Annotated in this window: 17 protein-coding genes and 1 pseudogene; 7 read left to right on the plus strand and 11 right to left on the minus strand. The window is 71.6% G+C overall.

The window, feature by feature from the left end:
• Positions 1 to 50: 50 nt before the first annotated feature.
• Both MOV08_RS28630 and MOV08_RS28635 read right to left on the minus strand, forming a co-directional pair.
• Positions 51 to 1,085: a CU044_5270 family protein gene (locus tag MOV08_RS28630; RefSeq protein WP_275309413.1), complete on the minus strand. Its 1,035-nt coding sequence runs from the start codon at positions 1,083 to 1,085 to the stop codon at positions 51 to 53.
• The gene (locus MOV08_RS28635; protein WP_275309414.1) at positions 1,078 to 1,617 is read right to left on the minus strand and encodes an RNA polymerase sigma factor; all 540 of its coding nucleotides are present in this window, start codon (positions 1,615 to 1,617) and stop codon (positions 1,078 to 1,080) included. Before MOV08_RS28635 ends, MOV08_RS28630 begins: the two co-directional genes overlap by 8 nt.
• A gap of 127 nt (positions 1,618 to 1,744) precedes the next feature.
• Between MOV08_RS28635 and ctaD the strand changes: the two are divergent.
• Both ctaD and MOV08_RS28645 read left to right on the plus strand, forming a co-directional pair.
• Positions 1,745 to 3,403, plus strand: a pseudogene (gene ctaD / locus MOV08_RS28640) (aa3-type cytochrome oxidase subunit I); the annotation flags it as partial.
• A gap of 25 nt (positions 3,404 to 3,428) precedes the next feature.
• Complete coding sequence (locus MOV08_RS28645; protein ID WP_275309416.1) at positions 3,429 to 3,818, plus strand: hypothetical protein; 390 nt, start codon at positions 3,429 to 3,431, stop codon at positions 3,816 to 3,818.
• Here the strand turns inward: MOV08_RS28645 and MOV08_RS28650 are convergent.
• Positions 3,790 to 5,022 carry a cytochrome P450 gene (locus MOV08_RS28650; RefSeq protein WP_275309417.1) on the minus strand — a complete coding sequence of 411 codons (1,233 nt, stop codon included), beginning with the start codon at positions 5,020 to 5,022 and terminating at the stop codon, positions 3,790 to 3,792. The genes MOV08_RS28645 and MOV08_RS28650 overlap by 29 nt on opposite strands.
• A gap of 279 nt (positions 5,023 to 5,301) precedes the next feature.
• Here MOV08_RS28650 and MOV08_RS28655 point away from each other — a divergent pair, with 279 nt between their 5' ends.
• The gene (locus MOV08_RS28655; RefSeq protein ID WP_275309418.1) at positions 5,302 to 6,471 is read left to right on the plus strand and encodes a steroid 3-ketoacyl-CoA thiolase; all 1,170 of its coding nucleotides are present in this window, start codon (positions 5,302 to 5,304) and stop codon (positions 6,469 to 6,471) included.
• Positions 6,472 to 6,627: 156 nt separating this feature from the next.
• On the opposite strand, the gene MOV08_RS28660 is transcribed toward MOV08_RS28655, so the two are convergent.
• The 3 genes from MOV08_RS28660 to MOV08_RS28675 all read right to left on the minus strand — a co-directional run bounded on the left by MOV08_RS28660 (position 6,628) and on the right by MOV08_RS28675 (position 11,253).
• A complete protein-coding gene (locus MOV08_RS28660) occupies positions 6,628 to 7,746 on the minus strand; it encodes a helix-turn-helix domain-containing protein (RefSeq protein WP_275309419.1) in 1,119 nt (372 codons plus the stop codon).
• A 943-nt stretch (positions 7,747 to 8,689) separates the two neighbouring features.
• Positions 8,690 to 9,628 (minus strand): ECF transporter S component, encoded by a 939-nt coding sequence (locus tag MOV08_RS28670; protein WP_275309421.1) that lies wholly within the window; start codon positions 9,626 to 9,628, stop codon positions 8,690 to 8,692.
• The gene (locus tag MOV08_RS28675) at positions 9,625 to 11,253 is read right to left on the minus strand and encodes an ABC transporter ATP-binding protein (RefSeq protein WP_275309422.1); all 1,629 of its coding nucleotides are present in this window, start codon (positions 11,251 to 11,253) and stop codon (positions 9,625 to 9,627) included. Before MOV08_RS28675 ends, MOV08_RS28670 begins: the two co-directional genes overlap by 4 nt.
• 200 nt (positions 11,254 to 11,453) lie before the next feature.
• On the opposite strand from MOV08_RS28675, the gene MOV08_RS28680 reads away from it, so the two are divergent.
• Positions 11,454 to 12,674, plus strand: coding sequence for an RNA-guided endonuclease InsQ/TnpB family protein (locus MOV08_RS28680; RefSeq protein WP_275309423.1), 1,221 nt, complete (start codon positions 11,454 to 11,456; stop codon positions 12,672 to 12,674).
• A 64-nt stretch (positions 12,675 to 12,738) separates the two neighbouring features.
• Here MOV08_RS28680 and MOV08_RS28685 read toward each other — a convergent pair whose 3' ends face one another.
• The 4 genes from MOV08_RS28685 to MOV08_RS28700 form a co-directional block, all read right to left on the minus strand.
• Positions 12,739 to 13,941 (minus strand): energy-coupling factor transporter transmembrane component T, encoded by a 1,203-nt coding sequence (locus MOV08_RS28685; protein ID WP_239010155.1) that lies wholly within the window; start codon positions 13,939 to 13,941, stop codon positions 12,739 to 12,741.
• Entirely contained in the window at positions 13,938 to 14,636 is a 699-nt protein-coding gene (locus MOV08_RS28690) for an SCO2322 family protein (protein ID WP_275309424.1), read from the minus strand. The genes MOV08_RS28685 and MOV08_RS28690 overlap by 4 nt, the downstream gene beginning before the upstream one ends.
• Entirely contained in the window at positions 14,633 to 15,982 is a 1,350-nt protein-coding gene (locus tag MOV08_RS28695; RefSeq protein ID WP_275311923.1) for a prenyltransferase/squalene oxidase repeat-containing protein, read from the minus strand. The genes MOV08_RS28690 and MOV08_RS28695 overlap by 4 nt, the downstream gene beginning before the upstream one ends.
• Positions 15,983 to 16,521: 539 nt before the next feature.
• Entirely contained in the window at positions 16,522 to 17,589 is a 1,068-nt protein-coding gene (locus tag MOV08_RS28700) for an MBL fold metallo-hydrolase (protein WP_275309425.1), read from the minus strand.
• Between the two features lie 220 nt (positions 17,590 to 17,809).
• Between MOV08_RS28700 and MOV08_RS28705 the strand changes: the two genes are divergently transcribed.
• The 3 genes from MOV08_RS28705 to cutA all read left to right on the plus strand — a co-directional run bounded on the left by MOV08_RS28705 (position 17,810) and on the right by cutA (position 19,958).
• Positions 17,810 to 19,261 carry an aldehyde dehydrogenase gene (locus tag MOV08_RS28705; RefSeq protein ID WP_275309426.1) on the plus strand — a complete coding sequence of 484 codons (1,452 nt, stop codon included), beginning with the start codon at positions 17,810 to 17,812 and terminating at the stop codon, positions 19,259 to 19,261.
• The gene (locus MOV08_RS28710; RefSeq protein ID WP_039636984.1) at positions 19,261 to 19,494 is read left to right on the plus strand and encodes a ferredoxin; all 234 of its coding nucleotides are present in this window, start codon (positions 19,261 to 19,263) and stop codon (positions 19,492 to 19,494) included. Before MOV08_RS28705 ends, MOV08_RS28710 begins: the two co-directional genes overlap by 1 nt.
• A 131-nt stretch (positions 19,495 to 19,625) precedes the next feature.
• Complete coding sequence (cutA, locus tag MOV08_RS28715; RefSeq protein ID WP_078875926.1) at positions 19,626 to 19,958, plus strand: divalent-cation tolerance protein CutA; 333 nt, start codon at positions 19,626 to 19,628, stop codon at positions 19,956 to 19,958.
• Between the two features lie 3 nt (positions 19,959 to 19,961).
• Here cutA and MOV08_RS28720 read toward each other — a convergent pair whose 3' ends face one another.
• Positions 19,962 to 21,233: an NsdA family TPR-like regulatory protein gene (locus MOV08_RS28720; protein WP_275309427.1), complete on the minus strand. Its 1,272-nt coding sequence runs from the start codon at positions 21,231 to 21,233 to the stop codon at positions 19,962 to 19,964.
• Positions 21,234 to 21,475: the final 242 nt, after the last annotated feature.

A 21,475-nucleotide genomic window follows, 5' to 3' on the forward strand; every position in this document is an offset into this window, starting at 1 on the left:
CGGTCGCCCCGCCGCACGCGCCGTGTGGCCGGCGCCTCCCGGTGGACGTCTCACGGCATCCACGCCTCATACGACATCACCTCGCCCGCGGTGATCCGGAAGTCGGGCAGGTCCTTGGTGAAGGTGATCTCCGTGCCGAGGAGTTGGCCGGTGCGCGGATCGAGGATCACCATCTGGCGGGTGGCGTCCATCGCGCCGTCGGGCCCGTCGTGCACGAACGCCTGCCCGCGCCGGCCCAGTCGGTCGGTGACCGCGCCGACCGGCCGCAGGCCCTTGGTGTCCGCCAGCATCCGTACGATCGCCGCCGTCTCCCGCGGCCCCGGCGTCCACTCCTGCCGGAACGAGGAGAGCGCCATCAGTAGTTGCGGGACGGCCGCCGCGCCGGTGTCCCTGCCGTCGCCGTCCGCCGCGCCGTAGAGGGAGGCGAGCAGTGCCCGCAGCGCCGTGGGGTCGGTGGGCGGCTTCGTCCGGGCGGCGAGCCCGTCGTGCCGCGCGCCCGACCCCGCCGGATAGGTCGCGCGGTGCAGCACCTTCCCGTCGCCGACGGTCCGCCAGCTGCCGTCGTCGTCGTGGATGACCGGGCGGCCCGGGTGCTGCGGGTCGGTGGCCACGACCAGTTCGGAGCCGCTGCCGTCGGCGTTCCACCGGGTGATGCGCTCCTCGGGGACGGTCACCGGGGACGCCGTGTCCGGGCCGGTCCCCATGGACAGGCTCCAGCTCTGCAGATGACTGCCGCGGCGCGGTCCGTCCTGGGGGCCGGCCGTGCGGGCCAGGGCCTCCGCGATGCGGGCCAGCCCGTCCAGCGAGGGCACGGGGCGGCCGGCGTGCGGGACGAGCGCGGACGGCGCCGCGACGGCCGGGCTGCTGCCGGCGTCGGTCAGGGTGAAGGCGAGCACCGCGACCAGGGCCAGCACGGCCGCCTCGGCGCGCAGCACCAGACGGCGGCGGGCCCGCCGGGTGCGGGTGCTGTGCAGCAGGCGGTTGAGGGCGCGCTGCGCGGTGGCGTCCAACGGGCGGTCCCGCCAGCGGCCGTCGTCGGCGGGCACCGGGTTGGCCGCCCGCAGCAGCTCCAGTTCGTCACGCATGGCCGTCGCCTCCTCCTCGAACGGACACAGTGGTCCGGGTACGGTCGATCTCCGCGCGCAGTCGGCGCCGGGCCCGGTGCAGCCGCATGGCGGCCGCGCTCCGGCCGCAGCCGAGGACCACCGCCAGCTCCTCGACGGTCAGTTCCTCCCAGGCGGTCAGCCGCAGCACCTCCTGGTCGCCGACGGGCAGTCGGTCCAGCGCCTCGTGCACCCAGGAGCCGGGCCGCTCGGCGTCCGGGCTCTGAACGGTCCCCCGGCCGTGCGCCGCCTCGTGGTTGCCGAGCCGGTGCAGCAGCCGCCGGTAGCGGCCGAGCCCGCGCACCGTGTTGGCCAGGCAGTTCCGGGCCACCCCGTACAGCCAGGGCAGCGGCGCGTCGGGGAGCTCGGCGCGCCGCCGCCACGCTATGGAGAAGACGTCCGCCACCACCTCCTCGACCTCGTGGGCCGGGGCGTCCAACCGCCGCGCCACGAAGCGGCTGACCGCCCAGTAGTGCGCGCGATATGCCTCGGCGAAGGCGTCGTCCGTGCTCATGAAACCCCTGTGTCCGGCATCGCCCCGATCGTCACACCCCTCCCGCGTGACACATCCCACCCTCGTGGTGGGCCGTTTCGCACCCGTCACTCGTGACGATGCGCGGGAAGGCGGACACCTACGGGGCATGAAGCTCCCCGCAACGTCCTCCCCGGCGGCCGGGCCCGCCGCGCAGCGGGCCGCCGTGGCGCGGCCCGCCGTGCCGCGGAACCCGGTGAAGTGGCTGACGACCACCGACCACAAGACCATCGGCACGCTCTATCTGGTGACCGCCTTCGGCTTCTTCTGCGTCGGTGGACTGCTGGCGCTGCTGATGCGCGCCGAGCTGGCCCGGCCCGGACATCAGTTGATGTCGAACGAGCAGTTCAACCAGGCGTTCACGATGCACGGCACGATCATGCTGCTGATGTTCGCGACGCCGCTGTTCGCCGGTTTCGCGAACTGGATCATGCCGCTGCAGATCGGCGCGCCCGACGTGGCGTTCCCGCGGCTGAACATGTTCGCCTACTGGCTCTACCTCTTCGGCTCGCTGATCGCGGTGGGCGGTTTCCTCACCCCTCAAGGGGCGGCGGACTTCGGCTGGTTCGGATATGTGCCGCTGTCCGACGCCGTGCACTCACCGGGTGCCGGCGCGGACATGTGGATCATGGGTCTGGCCTTCTCCGGCTTCGGCACGATCCTCGGTTCGGTCAACTTCATCACCACCATCATCTGCATGCGCGCCCCGGGCATGACGATGTTCCGGATGCCGATCTTCACCTGGAACGTGCTGCTGACCGGTGTGCTGGTCCTGCTCGCCTTCCCGGTGCTGGCCGCCGCGCTGTTCGCCCTGGAGGCGGACCGTAAATTCGGTGCCCATGTCTTCGACGCCGCCAATGGTGGCGCATTGCTCTGGCAACACCTCTTCTGGTTCTTCGGCCATCCGGAGGTGTACATCATCGCCCTGCCGTTCTTCGGCATCATTTCCGAGGTCATTCCGGTCTTCTCTCGGAAGCCGATGTTCGGTTACATCGGTCTGATCGCCGCGACGGTTTCCATTGCCGGTCTTTCGGTGACGGTGTGGGCGCACCACATGTATGTGACGGGCGGCGTGCTGTTGCCGTTCTTCTCCTTCATGACGTTCCTGATCGCCGTTCCGACCGGTGTGAAGTTCTTCAACTGGATCGGCACGATGTGGAAGGGCTCGCTGTCCTTCGAGACGCCGATGCTCTGGGCGATCGGCTTCCTGATCACCTTCACCTTCGGTGGTCTGACCGGCGTCATCCTGGCGTCGCCGCCGATGGACTTCCACATCTCCGACTCGTACTTCGTGGTGGCCCACTTCCACTACGTGGTCTTCGGCACGGTCGTCTTCGCGATGTTCGCCGGATTCCACTTCTGGTGGCCGAAGTTCACCGGCAAGATGCTCGACGAGCGGCTGGGGAAAATCACCTTCTGGACGCTGTTCGTGGGCTTCCACGGCACCTTCCTCGTCCAGCACTGGCTGGGCGCCGAGGGCATGATGCGCCGTATTCCCGACTATCTCGCCGCCGACGGCTTCACCGCGCTGAACACCGTCTCGTCCATTTTCTCGTTCCTGCTGGGCATGTCGATCCTGCCGTTCCTCTACAACATCTGGAAGACCGCCAAATACGGCGAGAAGATCGAGGTGGACGACCCGTGGGGCTGGGGCCGTTCGCTGGAGTGGGCGACGTCCTGCCCGCCGCCGCGGCACAACTTCACGTCCCTGCCGCGCATTCGCACCGAATCCCCGGCATTCGACCTGCACCACCCCGACATCGCGGCCGCGATCGAGCACTGAGGGAAGGCCCATGACCGAGCGGACCGGCGGGGGAGAGGACCTTCGGATGGCGGAGGCGATCAACGACATCGAGGGCTATCTGCTGTGGGAGGCGGAGCGGGAGCGGGCCCGCGGCCAGGCGGAGGAGTTCTGCGCCCGGCTGCCCTGGCTCACCGACTCCCAACGGGAGGACGTCGTCCGGCACTACTGCCGGGAGCGGCGCGAGGTCTCCCGCTCCTATCTGGAGCGCGTCGCGGCCCGCAGCGCGTCGCTGCGGGCCGAATACGAGGGCGTCTACCGCACGCTGCGCCGCCGCATGGTGGCCGGGCTGCTGGGCGCCGGCGTCCTGGCGGTGCTCGCTCTGACGGCGATCACCCTGGCGGTGCCCTCCCTCAGCGGTAGTGGACCCGGAGTTCCTTGACCCCGTTGAGCCAGGCGGAGCGCAGCCGCCGCGGGTCGCCGGCCAGGGAGATCCCGGGCACGGCGTCCGCGATAGCGTGGAAGATCAGGTCGATCTCCAGCACGGCCAGCGACTTGCCGAGGCAGAAGTGCGGGCCGCCACCGCCGAAGCCCAGGTGGGGGTTGGGGTCGCGGGTGATGTCGAAGAGCTCGGGGTGGTCGAAGACCGAAGGGTCGTGGTTGGCGGAGGAGTAGAAGATCCCGACCCGTTGGCCCTTCTTGATGCGTGCGCCGCCCAGTTCGGTGTCCTGGGTGGCGGTGCGCTGGAAGGAGACCACCGGGGTCGCCCACCGCACGATCTCCTCGGCCGCGGTCCCCGGGCGCTCGCGCTTGTAGAGCTCCCACTGGTCGGGATGGGTGAGGAAGGCGTGCATGCCGTGGGTGATGGCGTTGCGGGTGGTCTCGTTGCCGGCCACCGCCAGCAGCAGCACGAAGAACCCGAACTCGTCGGAGCCGAGGTTCCCTTCGTGCTCGGCGGCCACCAGTCGGCTGACGATGTCCTTGGCCGGGCACTCCTTGCGGGCCGCGGCGAGGTTCATCGCGTACGAGATCAGCTCCACCGCCGCGTTGGCGCCGACCTCCTCGGTGATGGCCAGTTCCGGGTCGTCGTAGGCGACCATCTTGTTCGACCAGTCGAAGATCCGGGCCCGGTCCTCCTGCGGGATGCCGATGAGTTCGGCGATCGCCTGGAGGGGCAGCTCGCAGGCGATGTCGGTGACGAAGTCGCCGGAGCCCCTGTGCCGGGCCTCCTCGACGATCTGCTCGGCCCGCCGGCGCAGGGCGTCCTCCAGGGCGCGGATGGCCCGCGGGGTGAAGCCGCGCTGCACGATCTGGCGGACCCGGGTGTGCTCCGGCGGGTCCATGTTCAGCATGATCAGCTTCTGGACCTCGATCTGGTCGCGGGAGATGCCCTGGTTGAACCGGATGATCGAGGTGTTCAGATTGGCCGAGAAGACCTCCGGCTTGGTGGAGACCTCCTTGACGTCCTGGTGGCGGGTGACGACCCAGTAGCCGTCGTCGTCGAAGCCGGCGATGCCGTGCGGCTGGGCGTTCCACCACACCGGCGCGGTCCGGCGCAGCCGTGCGAACTCCGGGAGCGGGACCCGGGACTGGTAGACGTCGGGGTCGGTGAAGTCGAACCCTTCGGGCAGCGCGGGGCAGTGCATCGGCGACTCCTGGTCCAGCTGGCGTGGGACGCCCTGACGGCACCGTCGTCCCACCATCGAGTGTCTGACGGGCCATCAGATGCAGGTCGCGGTGAAGGTAGTGACGAGTTCCACAAGTGGCAAGGGTCACGGCAACACCTCTTGCGCACAAGGGCCTGCAGCCCTCTTGCGCCGTGCCGGACGGCTCATAAGACTGTGCGCAGAACTAGAACGCGTACTAGTTCTTCCCTCCGTGGGCGCCGGGACGTCCGCGGACGCGAGGAGAGGACGAGTTGAGTCATGGCCGCGGAACCCGTCATCGTCGAAGCCGTACGCACCCCGATCGGCAAGCGCCAGGGCGCGCTCGCCAACCTCCACCCCGCCTACCTCCTGGGCGAGACGTACCGCGAACTCCTCGCCCGTACGGGCATCCAGCCCGACTGCGTCGAACAGGTCGTCGGCGGCACCGTCACCCACGCCGGCGAACAGTCCATGAACCCCGCCCGCAACGCCTGGCTCGCCATGGGCCTGCCCTACGAGACCGCCGCCACCACCGTGGACTGCCAGTGCGGCTCCTCCCAACAGGCCAACCACATGGTCGCCAACATGATCGCCGGCGGCGTGATCGACATCGGGATCGGCTGCGGCGTCGAGGCGATGTCCCGCGTCCCGCTCGGCAGCGGCTCCAAGCACGGCCCCGGCAAGCCCTGGCCGGACGAGTGGAACGTGGACCTCCCCAACCAGTTCGAGGCCGCCGAACGGATCGCCCGGCACCGCGGCCTGACCCGCGAGAACGTCGACGCGCTCGGCCTGCTCTCCCAGGAACGGGCCGCCACCGCCTGGGCCGAGGAACGCTTCAAGCGGGAGACCTTCGCCGTCCAGGTCCCCACCACCGAGGACGAGCAGGCCGCCGGCCAGGGGATGTGGCGGCTGGTCGACCGCGACGAGGGGCTGCGGGACACCAGCATGGAGGCGCTGGGCCGGCTCAAGCCGGTGATGCCCACCGCGGTCCACACCGCCGGCAACTCCTCGCAGATCTCCGACGGCGCCGCCGCGCTGCTGTGGGCGTCCAAGCGGATGGCGCGCGCCCTCAAACTCAAGCCCCGGGCCCGCATCGTCGCCCAGGCGCTCGTCGGCTCCGACCCGCACTTCCACCTCGACGGGCCGATCGACGCCACCCGGGCCGTCCTCGGCAAGGCCGGCATGTCCCTCAAGGACATCGACCTGGTCGAGATCAACGAGGCGTTCGCCTCCGTCGTGCTCTCCTGGGCCCGGGTCTTCGACCAGGACCTGGAGAAGGTCAACGTCAACGGCGGCGCCATCGCCCTCGGCCACCCCGTCGGCGCCACCGGCGCCCGCCTCCTGGCCACCGTCCTGCACGAACTGGAGCGCCGCGACAAGGAGTTCGCCCTGATCACGATGTGCGCGGGCGGGGCGCTGGCCACCGCGACGATCATCCAGCGGCTGTAGGCCGCGCCCGACGGGACCGGCCGGGCGCTCCGGTCGGCCCCCGGTCGGGTGGCCCAGCCGGAACGCTTCCGGGGCACGCGAACGGCCGCCCTCCGTGGTGTCGGAGGGCGGCCGTTGGGCTTGGTCGTCGGGTCAATCCCGAAAAACGTAGCTTGCTCACACGGCGACACCCACTCTTTGGGCAATCTGGGTAAGTCGCTCGTTGCTTCGTTTGTGCTGCGAAACCAGCACCCGAGTCAGCTCAAGGCTGGTCGGGTGGACCGTCATCATTTCCGGAGCGACTGCCCACGCTTTTTCCAAACTCTCAAGTGTCCCATCTCGATCACCTAGAGCAAGTTGCGAACGCCCGAGATTCATGTACAAGGGGGCTACCCGGGTGGCTGGAAGCGTCAAGCCGCTCTGAATCAGATCTTCGGCCGTATCTAGCGCCCTGCGATGTTGCTCCATGTCGGATGCCGTACTGATGATGTGCGTAGCGGTGTTCTCAGGGCCAAAGTGGATACCGTGCTCGGCGAAATCCTCACGGAATTCCGCAGAAGCGCGCCAGGCGGCATCGATATGCTTGTTGGTTGTTTGCTTATCCATCAACCGCCCGGCGAGAGTCAAGCCCCGAAGGTGCAGAATCCCAAGGCCAAACGCACGATCGCGCCCTCTGAGCTCCGACTCGGCTTGCACAATGGCGCGGTCGATGACAGCGAGCCCACCGGCAAAGTCGCCAGAGTTAAGGAATGTGCCCGCGTCATCGCGTGCCGCAACGATAGCCGCCATCGGATCTGCTCGTTCTGCGGCCATACGCTGTTTCATCGTCGCCAATTCGGCGAGATGCATCCACCTATGACGGGCCGCCAGCCAGTAAATAATGCCGTAAACATCGGCAACTAGACTCCAGGCTTTAGGGCTTCCCGTAAGATGGGCATGATTGGTCACCGAAGTAAGTGCTGATGGAATTCGCTGAAGAATCTCGGCAAGCTCCGTGTTCCAGCGAAGCGCATTCAGTTCATCGACTTGTTGCTGCAGGAGTTCGGGATGCTCCGGCGGCTCTCCAGGGATATCGAACCTACGGATTGCGTAGTTGAGCTCGTTGAGGTTCTTTTCCGGTGCGCTTCCCAGAAGCTCATTGAGAGTGAGTCCCATCGCGTGTGCCAGCGCTGCTGCTACTCCCTGAGTAAGCGCCCGGTCGCCTACTTCAATCTTGCTGAGCAGTGAGGCCGACAACCCCGCGCGTTGGGCTAGGGCCACCTGGGTCAGCCCGCGTTCCCTGCGTCGCTTGGCCACGTTCGTGCCGGGACCGGGGACCTGTGGTGTAGCGCCCATGTCCTTCGCCTTACCCGCTCGGCAGCATGCTCACCTGCCCATCGTGCCAAAGATCCAGCCAGCACGCCCGACAACTGTGCAAGAAGTGTGCAAGTGGCTTCCCCGCCTGAGCCGTTGACTAGCTATGACAGACCCCCGCGACCGTGGCTGCGGCCCGGGGGCATGGCCACCAACCGCTAGGAGGTTGACGGCATGCGCAAACATAGCGCGTGGCTCTTCGAACTGTTGTTGCGGGCGTCCCTGCCTGCACGGGGGCGTCACCGGTCCGCCGGCCAATTACCCGCCACTGGGTACACCGACGCTCCGACGCTCGTCCTGCCCCGCGGGCCCGTCGGTCGGCAGTCGGGGCTGCTGCGAGGAGAGGACGCTGCCTTGCTCCACCCGTACGTTCTGACGGCGGAGGAGCGACGGTTGCAGCGGGGGCGGCGACGGGCGCTCTGGCTCGCGGTGCACGGGATTGATGCCGGGCCGCGCCGAATCCACGGGGTCGAGGTGGTGGGCTAATGCCCCGCATGTGCCGTCCCGTGCATCTGCCGGACCCTAAACCGGTGCCCGAGCCCGAGCCGGTTACCGGGTGCGATGTGTGCGGGGCGCTGGTCCAGCAGCGTGCACAAGCGCGAGCCGTCGGGGACAGGTCGAAGGTGATCGACTGCAACGTCGAGTTGCGTCGCCACCCTCATCGGCGGAAGGCGATGGCATGACCGACCAGGCCGAGTTGAGGCCGCCGGAGCTGAGGCCACCGCTGGTGGCGACGGGTGAGGGTGTCGTTTACGTGCCTCCCGGCGATCCGGTGCCCCCGTGCACGGAGCCGTGTGCCCTCTGCGCTGGGAAGGGGCGGCAGGGCACGCCCGAGGAGTGACCCGGCCGGGCCGTCGGGCGGCACCCGGCACCCGCCGCCGGACCGTCAGGACCCGCCCGGCCGCCCGGCCTCGTCCGCGAACGTCACCGGCGCCTCGAACGCCGCCCGCCGGGTCGCCCGCCGCAACGCCTTCAACACCGCGCCGCCCAGCGTCAGGGTGAGCACGACGGTGACCACCGCCCGCGGCAGGTCCCACCCCAGCGACGTGGCCAGGCAGTACGCCAGGAAGCGCGTCAGGTTGGCGGAGAGCGGATCACCCGGCACGAACGACACGCCCGACGCCAGCCCCCCGATGTACGGCCAGCCCTGGAGGTTCATCACCAATCCGTAGCCCACCGACGCCACCGCCCCGTACCCGGCCAGCAGCACCAACTCGCGGCGGCCGCGCAGCCCCCGCGCTCTCGATCCTTCCCCCACTCCCCACTTCGTTCGAGCGGGGGCACCCCCATGCCCGGCGGGGGCCTCCAGGGCGCCCGGGAGCAGCCCCGCCCCCATCGACACCCACCCCATCGACAACATCTGGAACGGCATCCACGGCCCGACCCCGCCGGTCAGCAGCGCCGAGGCGAACATCGCCACCGACCCCAGCACGAAACCGAACCCGGGGCCCAACACCCGCCCCGACAACACCATCAGGAAGAACATCGGCTCGATGCCCGCGGTCCCCGCGCCGAGCGGGCGCAGCGCGGCCCCCGCCGCGGCCAGCACCCCGAGCATCGCGATCGCCTTGGCGTCCAGACCGCGGGTCCCCGCGGCCCGCGCCGAGGGCGTGTCCGAGATGGTCGCCACCACCACCGCGAGCAACAGCGGCAGCAGCGCGGCGAACAACCACGGCGCGTCCTGCGAATGCGCCAACCCGGAACCAGGACCGGCCAACAACGGCCAGCCGAACGCCACCACACCGACCGCCGACACCAGGCACAGCGCGGCCACCGCCCGCGGGCCGAGCCGCACCGCCCGCACCCGCGGGGCCGACGCCGTCACGCCGAGGCTCCTTCCAGGGAGCGGGCGACCTGCCCGACGGTCAGCCACGGCAGCGGCGCCAGCACCTTGGCGACCTGCGGGGCGAACGCGGGGGAGGAGACCACCACGTCCTCGGTCGGGCCGTCCGCGACGACCTCCCCGTCCGCCAGGATCACCACCCGGTGCGCCAGTTCGGCGGCCAACTCCACGTCGTGCGTGGCCAACACGCACGCCTGCCCCTCGGCGGCCAGCCCGCGCACCACCTCGACCAGCCGTGCCTTGGCCGCGTAGTCCAGGCCCCGGGTGGGCTCGTCCAGCAGCAGCAACGGCGGCCGGGCGGTCAGCACCACCGCCAGCGCCAGCGCCAGCCGCTGCCCCTCGGACAGGTCCCGCGGATGCGCCGCACCCCGCACGCCCGGCAGCAGGCGCGCCACCACCTCCCGGCACGTCCCGGCGGGCGCGCCCGCGTCCCGGTCCGCCGCGGCGCACTCCGCGTCCACGGTGTCCGCGGACAGCAGGTCCCGCGGCTCCTGCGGCACCAGACCGACCCGGCGCAGCAGATCCCGCGGCCGGGTCCGGTGCGGAACGGCACCACCGACCCGCACCGACCCCGCCGACGGCTGGTGCATCCCCACCAACGCCCGCAGCAAGGTGGACTTGCCCGCCCCGTTGCGGCCCATCAGCGCGACCGTCTCGCCCGGCCGGACCGTCAGCCCGACCCCGTGCAGCACCGGCGTCCGGTCCCGGTGGACGCCCAGCCCCGCGACCGTGGCGACCGGCTCCGCGTCCGCCGCCGGCACCGCCGCCGGGCCGGGCGACGGCACGGCCACCGCCGACAACCGCTCCCGCAGCGGGGCCGCCTTCCGACGGGCGTCGCGCACCGACAGCGGCAACGGCGACCAGCCGGCCAGCCGACCCAGCTCGACCACCGGCGGCCGGACCGGGGAAGCGGCCATCATGCCGGCCGGCTCACCCATCACCGGAGCCGCGCCCGGCCCCGGCAGCAGGATCACCTGGTCCGCGTACTGCACCACCCGCTCCAGGCGGTGCTCGGCCATCAGCACCGTCGTCCCCAGGTCGTGGACCAGCCGCTGGAGGACCGCCAGCACCTCCTCCGCGGCCGCCGGGTCCAGCGCCGACGTCGGCTCGTCCAGCACCAGCACCTTGGGGTGGGCGGTCAGCACCGAGCCGATCGCCACCCGCTGCATCTGCCCGCCCGACAGCGTGCCGATCGCCCGGTCCCGCAGGTCGGCCAGGCCCAGCAGGTCCAAGGTCTCCTCGACCCGGCGGCGCATCACGTCCGGGGCCAGCCCCAGCGACTCCATGCCGTAGGCCAGCTCGTCCTCGACGGTGTCGGTGACGAAGTGCGCCAACGGGTCCTGGCCCACCGTGCCGACCACATCGGCCAGTTCGCGCGGCGGATGGGTGCGGGTGTCCCGCCCGTCGACGGTCACCCGGCCGTGCAGGGTGCCGCCGGTGAAGTGCGGCACCAGCCCGCACACCGCGTTCAGCAGGGTCGACTTGCCGGCCCCGGACGGGCCGACGAGGAGGCACAACTCGCCCTCGGGCACGGTCAGATCGGCCCCCTGGACGGCCGGCTCGGCGGCGTCCGCATAGGTGACCGAGACCTGCTCGAAGCGGATCACTGGCTTCCTCCGAGGATGCCCCGGCCTTCAGGCCGGGGTGGGGGTACCTCCCGCTTGCGGGGGAGAATCGGACTCCTGCGGAGCAGGGCGGGTACAGCCGAATCGCCGCCAGGGCGACTGGGTGTCCATCCCCTGGCGGGGCGAGGTAGAGCAAGATTGATTTTTCTCAACTGTCAGTCCTTCCAGGTAGGTTCGCATGCATGACGGCAGGAGCGATCACGGAGGACGCCGGGTATGCCCGGTACACCTTTCGTGTGCGCTTGTCGTCCACGGCTCGGCGGGCACTGGATGCCGAGTGGGACCGGTGCCGGTGGATCTGGAACGAATGTGTCGCCAAGTCCAAGGGTGTGTACCTGCGAAACAAGGCCACCGGCGGCAAGGAGACCTGCGGCCCGGCCCAGCTCGACAAGGTGCTTTCCGAGGCCCGCAAGACCATGCCGTGGCTGCGGGAAGGCTCCAGCGTTCCGCAGCAGCAGGTGATACGGGACTTCGGAAAGTCCCGTGCGAAGGCGCAGAAAGACATCAAGGACCGTCTTCCCCAGCATCGCCGGGCAGGGATGCCCCGCTGGAAGAAGAAGCGCGAGGCGTGGCCGACACTGAACTACACGCGGCGTGGCTTCCGCCTCAAAGACGGGCGCTTGCACCTCGCCGGTGGGATCGCGCTGCGGGTGGTGTGGTCGCGGGCTCTCCCCGCCGTCCCCTCCAGCGTCCGCGTCTACCAGGACCCCACCGGCGCGTGGCATGCCTCGTTCGTCGTGTCCGCACCGGTCGAACCTCTCGCTCCCACGGGCCGTGTGATCGGGATCGACTGGGGCGTGAAGGAAACCGCGACCACCACATCCGACACCCACGATCTTCCCCACGCCCAGCATGGGAAGACGGCCGCGCAGCGACTCGCCCGCTACCAGCGGATGATGGCCCGCAGGAAGCCCAAGCGGGGACAGGCTGCCTCGAAGGGCTACCGCGCGGCGAAGACGCAGACGGCAAAGCTGCACAAGAAGGTGGCCCGTCAGCGGCAGGACACCGCCCGCAAGTGGGCCAAGTCCGTGGTCCGCGACCATGACGAACTCGCGATGGAGGACTTCCGACCGAAATTCCTCGCGAAGACGACCATGGCTCGTAAGGCGGCCGATGCCGCGATCGGCGCCGCGAAGGCGGCCCTGTTGGAGATGGCCCGTAAGCACGGGCGCATCGTGCACCTGGTGCACCCCGCGCACACCACGATGGACTGCGCGCAGTGCGGAGCGAGAGCCAAGCACGCACTACCTCTCTCGGAACGAACGTATGCCTGCACCGCGTGCGGAGCCGTATCCCCCCGGGATAAGAACTCCGCACACGTGATGCTGGTCCGGGCTGGTTTCAACCCGGCCAGTGTTGAGGGCGTAAGACCAGACCAGGCGCCGCCTGGCCTGGCAGCCTGAGCTGGAAATCCCCACCTCAGCCCTGGAGGGTGAGGAAGCCCCTCCCCTTCAGGGAGGGGAGGATTCAATGGGTGGGCTCCTTCGTGAACGGATCGGAAGCGGAGGGACGGACGGACGAGGCGGACGGGGCGGACCGGGCGGGGGAGGACGACCGGGCGGACCGGCCGGCCCCGGTGCCGACCCCGGCCCGCGCCGGCACCGGCGCCACCACCGCCGGCACCAGCCCCACCAACAGCGACAACGCCGGCCACAGCGGCAGCACCGGCGCCGTCAGCGGCACCGCCGGCGGATGCAGCGCCCCCGGTGCGTAGCCGTTCGCCGCGATCATCAACGCCGCGACCGCGACCCCCGACCCCGACACCAACCAGGCCCGCACTCCCCACGGCTCCGGCCGGTAGCGGGTCCGGACCGACCGGCGGCCCCCCAGCCACAGTCCGGCCATCGCCGCCCCCAGACCGACCACCAGCAGCGGCAGCCCGTAGCCGCCCCCGGAGTCGCCCAACAGCCCGTACGTCCCCGCGCACACCCCGAGCAGCCCGCCCAGGGTCAACACCGACGTCAACCGCCGCACGGCGGGCGGCACCTGAGCGGTCCGCCCGTAGCCGCGGGCGTCCATGGCCGCGGCCAGCGCCACCGACCGCTCCAACGCGCCCTCCAACACCGGCAGCCCGACCTGCAACAGCGCCTTCGCCCCGCGGTCCGGACGGCCGCGCAGCCGACGGGCCGCCCGCAGCCGCTGCACGTCCGCCACCAGATGCGGCGCGAACGTCATCGCGACCACCACCGCCACCCCCGCCTCGTACAGCGCGCCGGGCAGCGACTTCAGCAGCCGGGCCGGATTGGCCAGCGCGTTCGCGGCGCCCACACAGATCAGCAGGGTGGCCAGCTTCAGCCCGTCGTACAGCGCGAAGAGCATCCCCTCCGCGGTGACCCGGCCGCCCACCCGGACCCCCTTCGCCCAGTCGGGCAGCGGGAGTTCGGGCAGTGTCACCAGGGTGTGGGTACCCGGGATCGGCGAGCCCAGCACGAACGCGAAGACCAACCGGATGCCCAGCACCACCAGCCCGAGCCGGACGAACGCGCCGTACGACCGCGCCCACGGCGCATCCGTCCGGCGCACCGCCACGACATAGCCGGCCACCCCGATCAACAGCCCCAGCAGCAGCGGGTTGGTGGTCCGGGACGCCGCGGTCGCCAGACCGAGCGCCCACACCCACCAGGCGCCGGCGTGCAACGCGGTACTGCGGGTGGCGTGCGGGGCGCTCATCCGCGCCGCCGGCGCGCCTGCCACGCGCCGGCCGCGCCCAGCACCACCACGGCGGCGATCCCGCCGATCAGCCCGGCCGACGGCCCACCGCCGTCGTCCCCGCCCGCGGCGCCGGTGGCACCGGGCGTCGGCTTCGCCGCCGTCGCCCCGCCGCCGTCCACCTGCTCCGCACAGCCCGACCGCGGATAGCCGGCGATCCCGCACAGCAGCGCATTGGCGTCGTACCGCAGCGGCTTGGCGACCGCGGCCAGCGCCTCGCCCGCCGAGGCGTCCGTCGGCACCTGCGCACAGGCCGTCTGGCCCGCCGGCGGACGCTCGCCGGCCGGCGCGTCCCCCGCGGTACCGAAGTCGATCACCACGCCGACCCGCTTGCTGCCGGGCTCGGCCGGGGTCCGCCCGCAGAGCGCGGCGAAGTCCGGGGCGGTGCGCGGACCGGCCGCCTTCGCGGAGTCCGCGCTCACCGTGAAGCGGAACCCGACGACGCCGCCGTTAGCCGGCCGCGCGGTGCCGGGCCCCTCCGTGGCGTACCCCCACGAGGCGCCCGTGCCCCCGGCCGTGGCCGGCCTGCCGTCCCAGAACGACCAGTACCGGTACTCCTGCGCCTGCGCGGGCCCGGCACCCAGACCGGTCACCACCCCCGCCAGCAGCAGCGACCCGGCGACCCGCCGGGTCAGCCCCTGCCGCAGCACCCTCACAGCGCGTTCTTGTTCTTGTTGCGACCGCTGATCAGGAAGCCGATGCCGGCACCGAAGGCGAGCCCGACGCCGATCACCCACCACATCCCGATGCCGCCGTCGTCCTTCCCGTCCGCGGCGTCCTTCTGCGCGGACGGCGCACCGCTGCCGGCCGGCTCGGGCCCGGTGGCGTTCAGCGCGGCCACCAGGTCGGTGCCGCCGAAGGCCCGCGGGTCGGTGCCGGTGGCGTGCGCGGCGAAGATCAACTGGGCGTACGCGGCCGGGCCGCTCTGCTTCGCCCAGCCCCCGGCGTTCTTCTCCAACCAGGCCAGCGGCTTCTGTGCTTCCGCGCCGTACGCGCCGGCCGCCAGCGCGACCACCGTGTCCGCGGTGTTGCCGACGTCCGGCTGCTGCTCGGCGCCCGGCATCGCGGACCGCAGGTGCTGCCCGTCGGCGTCCAACTGCCCGACGAGCCAGGCGGCGCCGCCGTCCGCGGCCGCCGTCCGGGCCGCCGCGTCGCTGCCCCGCACCTCGCCCTTCGCGCAGTCCGGTGCCGTGATCGGCCGGTCGGCGTCCTTGCCCGCCGGCGCCACGACGAAGCCCTTGCCCAGCGCGCCGGTGACCGCGGCCGCGGTCGCGTCGGCGTTCGGCGCGGGGTTCTTCAGCTGGAAGGTGAACGCCCCGCGCTCCGCCTCCTTCGCGTCGCACCCCAGCCGGAAGCCCAGCAGCGCGTCGTACGGCGACTTGCCGCCCTTCGCCGTCACCGACTCCGGCTTCGTGCCCGTCGCGGCGAGCGCCCCGATCACCACGGCCGTGGAGTTGGCGTCGCTCGCCTCGCCGCCCGGCCCCGCGGGCATCGAGCTCCAGCCGCCGTCCGCGTGCTGGACGGACTTCAGCCACGTCACGGCCTTCTGCACCGCGTCGCCGTGCCCGCCGAGCGCGGCCAGCGCCTGGACCGCGGCGGCCGTCTGGTTGGTGTCCCGCATCGTGTGGGCGTCGCAGCCCTTGCCCGGGTCGGCCCGGTACGCCGCGAACCCGCCGTCGGCGCACTGCTGCCCCGCCAGCCAGTCCACCGCGCTCGCCGCCGGGCGCACCCCGACCGTGTGCTGCGCCAGCAGCGCCAGCGACTGCCGCCACACGCCGTCGTACTGCGGGTCCGTGGTGCCGTACAGCCCCTTCGGCAGCTTCTGCTGCTTCGGCTGCGGCGGGGCCGCCGGGCCGTCGGCGTACGCGGCGGGGGCCGCGGCGCCGGCCAGTACGGCGGCGGTCGCCACGGCGGCCAGCGTCCTGGCGGCGCGGCGCGCCCGGAGGGCGGCGGAGCGCGGCTGCGGCTGCGGCGCGGGGGTCAGGGGAGCCGTGGGGGCCATGCGGGCCATCGGATGGGTGCCTCTCGGGTCGGTCGGGTCGCGGCGGGGTACGAAGCCGAGCCGCGCTCGGGCGACCGGCCGCGCCGCCCGTGCGGCGAGCGGCGCGGTGGCACCGGGCTCGGCTCCGCATACCTCGACGGCGCCGCGCACCGGTCGGCCGCGGGGGCGGTGGATCCGGTGGCGGGAGCCTTGGTCGTGCCCCATCGGGTGCTCCGGCTCGTCCGGCCGCGGTGGGGGCGGCCGTGCTCACGGACGAGGTGCCGCCGGGCTCGAACGAAGCCGGGAGCCAGGGGGAGGGTCAGCGCCGGATTTGCACCGGCTTCCCCCCGATCGGGTACGGATGAAATTGTCCCGCACACCTTAACGCCGGCGGTCGGGTGGGCCGGGTGCGGCCGGGGTGGTGGGGCCGCCGGGCCGGTTCGGGACCGGCCGCCGGCTCTGCGCTCTCCCGCGGGGGACGGGCATCACCAGCGCCGGTGCCCGGCCCGGGTGCCGTTGGTGGCCGTCCGCCCGCCCGTCACCTGACCGCGGCAACCGGTCTATGTCGCCAGGTAGTGGACCGGATCCGAACCGGAAACCGGCTCGACGTGGCCGTGCTTGACCAGGTGGCGGAGGTGGGCCTCGGCCTCGGAGACGGCGATGTTGCGGGAGGCGGCCGGGATCTGGTCCCAGGGGCGGTTCCACTGCATGGCGGCGGCGAGCTGCCAGGCGGTGCGCGGTACGCGGAGCAGCGTGCGGAGGTCGCTGAGGCGGTCCTCGTGGTGGGCGATCAGCTCGCGGACGCGGCCGGCGGCGTCCGGGAAGGCGTGCTGGTGGGCCGGCAGCACCTCGGTCGGTGCGAGGCGGGCGACGCGTTCGAGGGAGTCGAGGTAGTCGCCGAGCGGGTCGCCCCGGTCGTGCAGGTCGGGGGCGACGTCGTCGGGGTCCTCGTACAGGCCGATGTGCGGGGTGATGCCGGGGAGCAGGTGGTCGCCGGAGAAGAGCCGGCCGAAGGTGGCGGGTCGGGCGTCCTGTTGGGCGGGGTGCGCCTCCTCCAGGTGGAGGCAGACGTGACCGGGCGTGTGGCCCGGTGTCCAGATGGCGCGGACGCGGCGGCCGGGGAGGTCGAGGAGGGCGCCGGGCTCGATCCCGCGGTCGGGCAGCGCGGCCCGTCGGGCGGGCGCCTTCCGGCCGCGTCGGGCGGCGCGGGCGGCCCGGAGGGGCTCCAGGTGGTCGTCCGGTGCCCCGGCCGCGGTGAGCTTGACGAGCAGGTAGTCGAGCCACTGGCCGGGCCGTGCCTCGCGGGCGCGCCGGATCATCGCGGCGTCGGCGGCGTGCATGGCGATCCAGGCGCCGGAGGTCTCCCGCACCGCGGCGGAGAGCCCGTGGTGGTCGGGGTGGTGGTGGGTGATCACCATGCCGTGGATGTCGGCGGGGGCGAAGCCGCAGGCGGTGATGCCGGCGGTGAGGGTGTCCCAGGAGTCCGGGTCGTCCCAGCCGGTGTCGACGAGGACCGGGCCGCGGTCGGTCTCCAGGAGATGGACGAGGGTGTGGCCGAGCGGGTTGTCCGGGATGGGGACGGCGATGCTCCACACCCCGCCCCTGTGGTCGATCACCTGCGGTGCCATGGGTCCCGCCCCCTCCTGCGCCGTTGTCGCCCCAACTATAACTAGAACGAGTTTCAGTGCCAGGGGAACGGCTCGTGGTGGGCGGGGAGTTGGGATTCGAGTGGTGGGCGTGGACTCCGCGGGAGGGAGCTGGTATCAGTTCTGATGGCGATTCTGATGGAGTGTCAGAAAACCGCCATCCGGAGCGCAATCCGTCGAGACCGTCGGGAGGCGGGCAGCTATGAGCGACCTCGTCGAGCACGGAAAGCTCTATATAGGCGGTGAGTGGGTCGACCCGGCCGGGCCGGAAACGATCGAGGTCGTCTCGCCGCACACCGAGCAGGTCATCGGGCGGGTGCCGCACGCCGCGCGCGCCGATGTGGACCGGGCGGTGGCCGCCGCCCGGGCGTCCTTCGAGTCGGGGGTGTGGGCGAACGCCCCGTTGGACGAGCGGATCGCCGTGGTGAGCCGGATCAAGGACGCGTTCGCGGTGCGCAGCGAGGAGTTCGCGCGGGTCATCGGGGCGCAGAACGGGACGCCGGTCACCTCGGGCGTGATGGTGCAGTCGCTGGCCGCGATGATGGCGTGGGACGCGGCGCTCACGGTGGCGCGGGAGTTCCCGTTCGAGGAACGGCGGGCCGGGGTGCTCGGGCCGCTGCTGGTGCGGCGGGAGCCGGTGGGAGTGGTCGCGGCCGTCGTGCCGTGGAACGTCCCGCAGTTCACCGCCGCCGCCAAGCTCGCGCCGGCGCTGCTGGCCGGGTGCTCGGTGGTGCTGAAGGTCTCGCCGGAGACCCCGCTGGACGCCTATCTGCTCGCGGAGATCGTGACGGAGGCGGGGCTGCCGGCGGGGGTGCTGTCGATCCTGCCGGCCGACCGGGAGGTCAGCGAGTACCTGGTCGGGCACCCGGGCGTGGACAAGGTGTCGTTCACCGGGTCGGTGGCGGCCGGCAAGCGGGTCATGGAGGTGGCGGCCCGCAACCTCACACGGGTGACGCTGGAGTTGGGCGGCAAGTCGGCGGCGGTGATCCTGCCGGACGCGGACCTGGACGCGGCGGTGGCCGGGATCGTGCCGTTCGCCTGGATGATCAACGGGCAGGCGTGCGTGGCGCAGACCCGGATCCTCGCCCCGCGCAGCCGCTACGACGAGATCGCCGAGCGGTTCGCCGCGGCGGCGGGCGCGTTGACCGTCGGCGACCCGCTGGATCCGGCCACCGAGGTCGGGCCGCTGGTCGCCCGTCGCCAGCAGCAGCGTTCGCTGGACTACATCGCGTTGGGGCAGAAGGAAGGCGCCGAGGTGCTGACCGGCGGCGGCCGGCCGGAGGGGCAGCCGACCGGCTGGTACGTCGAGCCGACGCTCTTCGGCGGGGTCGACAACGGGATGCGGATCGCGCGCGAGGAGATCTTCGGGCCGGTGATCTGCCTGCTGCCGTACGGGGACGAGGAGGAGGCGGTGCGGATCGCCGACGACTCGGAGTACGGGCTGTCGGGGTCGGTGTGGACGGCCGACGTCGAGCGCGGCATCGACATCGCGCGGCGGGTGCGGACCGGGACGTACTCGGTGAACACCTTCAGCATCGACATGCTCGGGCCGTTCGGCGGCTACAAGAACTCCGGGATCGGGCGGGAGTTCGGGCCCGAGGGGTTCGGCGAGTACCTGGAGCACAAGATGATCCGCCTGCCGGCGGGTGCCTGATGGCGGAGCGTTGGCGGGTGGCGGTGGACCGGGGCGTCTGCATCGGGTCCGGGCTGTGCGCGGGGACCGCGCCGGAGCGGTTCCGGCTGGACGCGGCGCGGCAGTCGCACCCCGTCGAGCCGGAGGCCGAGGCCGCGGTCGGGGTGCTGGCGGCGGCCGAGGGGTGCCCGGTGGAGGCCATCGCGATCACCGCGGTGGAGAGCGGGGAGGCGGTGTTCCCGCCGGAGGAGTGAGCGGCGGCCCAGGAGGGGGCCGTTCGCATGCCGACACAGCAACGGCCCCCGCCGGCGACGGGGCCGCTCACTCCGGGCACCGGAACCCGTAGCCGCGGAGAACGCCAACGGCCGGCGGCTATGCTCGCCGCATGGCTGACTTCCTGCAGGTCTCCACAGCGACGGAGACACGCGAGCAAGCGGTAGAGCTGGCCCGTTCCGTAGTGACACGCCGTCTCGCGGCTGGTGCCCAGATCGTTGGCCCTGTGGTCTCCGCCTTCTGGCATGAGGGCGAGTTCGGGACGGGCGAGGAGTGGCAACTCCTGCTCAAGAGCCGGGCCGACGGATACGCCGCGCTGGAGGCGCACCTCCTGCAACATCACCCGTGGAAGAACCCCGAAGTCTCGGCCGTTCCGCTCGTGGCCGGGTCGGATGCGTACCTCCGCTGGATCGCCACTACCGTCGGGCCGGTCCGCGAGCAGTAACGGTCATGCACGGGCCTTTTCCAAGACCTCGGCGACGTCGGGCACGGTCCGGTGCTCGCCGAGCCGTCGCAGGACGGGAGCGAGCCGTTCCCGTGGGCGTACCGAAGCCACCCCGGCGCAGAGATCCAGCGCTCGGCTGGTGACGGCCGCGGCTTGCTCAACCTCCCTGGCTGTCAGGTAGGAGTCGGCTAGCCACGACAGGTACAGGCTCTTATCCCGAGCGTGGGTGTCGTCGTACGCGGCGAGTGCTGATTCCAGAACGGGAACGGCGCGCAACGGACGCCGCAACTCCGTCCAGCATCGGCCGGTCATGATCTCCAACTCATTGCGGTCGACCCACGCCACCCAATCCGGTTGCGGAGTGTCGTCGGCCTCGGCGAGGGCAGATGCGGCGGAGTCGAGCGCGCGTTCCGTCTCGGTGGCAAGCCCAGCGACCGCGTATGCCCATGCGAGCCGCTCGTACAGGAGGGCTCGAACGCCCGGGGCTGCGTCGGCACCCGCCGTTGCGCAGGAGCGGGCGGCGGTCTCGATGCCGGCCTGTCGGTCGCCATTGACCTTCTGGTAAGCGAGGAAGGCGAGCGCGTTGCCCGCCAGAGCCTTGTCTCCTGCTTCCGTCGCGGCCTTGTGACTGGCCTCGTACAGGCTGCTCGCGACGGCGTGTTTGCCGCCGTCGAATGCCGCCCAACCGGCCTGCTGCGCCTGCTCGGCGAGCACGGAGAGGAGGGCTCGGCCTGTCTCCTCGGTGTATGTGGCATCGCGCATCAGTGCTTTCGTGGCCTGGTACTCGCCGAGGTAGACCCGATATGTGTCACCTCCGCCGAGCACGTCATCAAGGCGCCGCAGTCTGGCCGTACGCTCTCGAAGTTGATCGGGGACACTGCTCACGATTCGCCGGCCGGTCTGAGGGCGCGCCAGGTCGGACAATCCGACGGCGAGGCCAGTCACGGCCGTTGCCTTGAAGAACTCTCTGCGCCGCACTTCGTCTCCGTTTCCGTCCGTAGCGGTGGCACGTGTAGGCGTGGGGAGCGCGCGGCAGGCGGGTGCCTCCCACTCGCGGGGCGCAAGACCGAGCAGGCCTCCTGGAATGCGCAACGCGTCGGCGATCCGCGCAACCTTCTCGAAGGTCGTCACGCTGCCGATGCCGCGTGCCAGTAACCCGACGCGTTCCGGCTTGATGTCGCACTCGGCCGCGATCTTCGAGTAACTGATCCCTGCCTCACTGCGAGCGAGACGGAACACCGTCCCGAAATCATGGGCCGCAAACGCGGCTCTCATCTCCGCATGATCCAGGAGTCCGCGCGGGAGCGCGGTAGGCGGTACGTAACCGGTCATGAAGTGCCCCGTCGCGACTGATGGTGACAGAGTGCCGCATTGGTCAGAGCCTCAGCCTACCCATGATGGGGATACCTGTGGCCGGGAAGCCACTGGCCCTACCAGCGTGGACAGTTGGACCGATCGAACCCCCGCGACCGTGCGACCGGTCCGGGGGCGTGGCCACCAACCCCTGGGAGGTTGAC

Origin of the sequence: Streptomyces yunnanensis (genome assembly GCF_029011865.1) — a bacterium.
GTDB classification, from domain to species: domain Bacteria; phylum Actinomycetota; class Actinomycetes; order Streptomycetales; family Streptomycetaceae; genus Streptomyces; species Streptomyces yunnanensis.

Coding starts and splice junctions, on each gene's coding strand:
- MOV08_RS28695 (WP_275311923.1), bottom strand. CDS start 15,982: ATGGCCCCCACGGCTCCCCTGACCCCCGCGCCGCAGCCGCAGCCGCGC.
- MOV08_RS28645 (WP_275309416.1), top strand. CDS start 3,429: ATGACCGAGCGGACCGGCGGGGGAGAGGACCTTCGGATGGCGGAGGCG.
- MOV08_RS28635 (WP_275309414.1), bottom strand. CDS start 1,617: ATGAGCACGGACGACGCCTTCGCCGAGGCATATCGCGCGCACTACTGG.
- MOV08_RS28655 (WP_275309418.1), top strand. CDS start 5,302: ATGGCCGCGGAACCCGTCATCGTCGAAGCCGTACGCACCCCGATCGGC.
- MOV08_RS28685 (WP_239010155.1), bottom strand. CDS start 13,941: ATGAGCGCCCCGCACGCCACCCGCAGTACCGCGTTGCACGCCGGCGCC.
- MOV08_RS28700 (WP_275309425.1), bottom strand. CDS start 17,589: ATGGCACCGCAGGTGATCGACCACAGGGGCGGGGTGTGGAGCATCGCC.
- MOV08_RS28650 (WP_275309417.1), bottom strand. CDS start 5,022: ATGCACTGCCCCGCGCTGCCCGAAGGGTTCGACTTCACCGACCCCGAC.
- MOV08_RS28705 (WP_275309426.1), top strand. CDS start 17,810: ATGAGCGACCTCGTCGAGCACGGAAAGCTCTATATAGGCGGTGAGTGG.
- MOV08_RS28630 (WP_275309413.1), bottom strand. CDS start 1,085: ATGCGTGACGAACTGGAGCTGCTGCGGGCGGCCAACCCGGTGCCCGCC.
- MOV08_RS28720 (WP_275309427.1), bottom strand. CDS start 21,233: ATGAGAGCCGCGTTTGCGGCCCATGATTTCGGGACGGTGTTCCGTCTC.
- cutA (WP_078875926.1), top strand. CDS start 19,626: ATGGCTGACTTCCTGCAGGTCTCCACAGCGACGGAGACACGCGAGCAA.
- MOV08_RS28680 (WP_275309423.1), top strand. CDS start 11,454: ATGACGGCAGGAGCGATCACGGAGGACGCCGGGTATGCCCGGTACACC.
- MOV08_RS28710 (WP_039636984.1), top strand. CDS start 19,261: ATGGCGGAGCGTTGGCGGGTGGCGGTGGACCGGGGCGTCTGCATCGGG.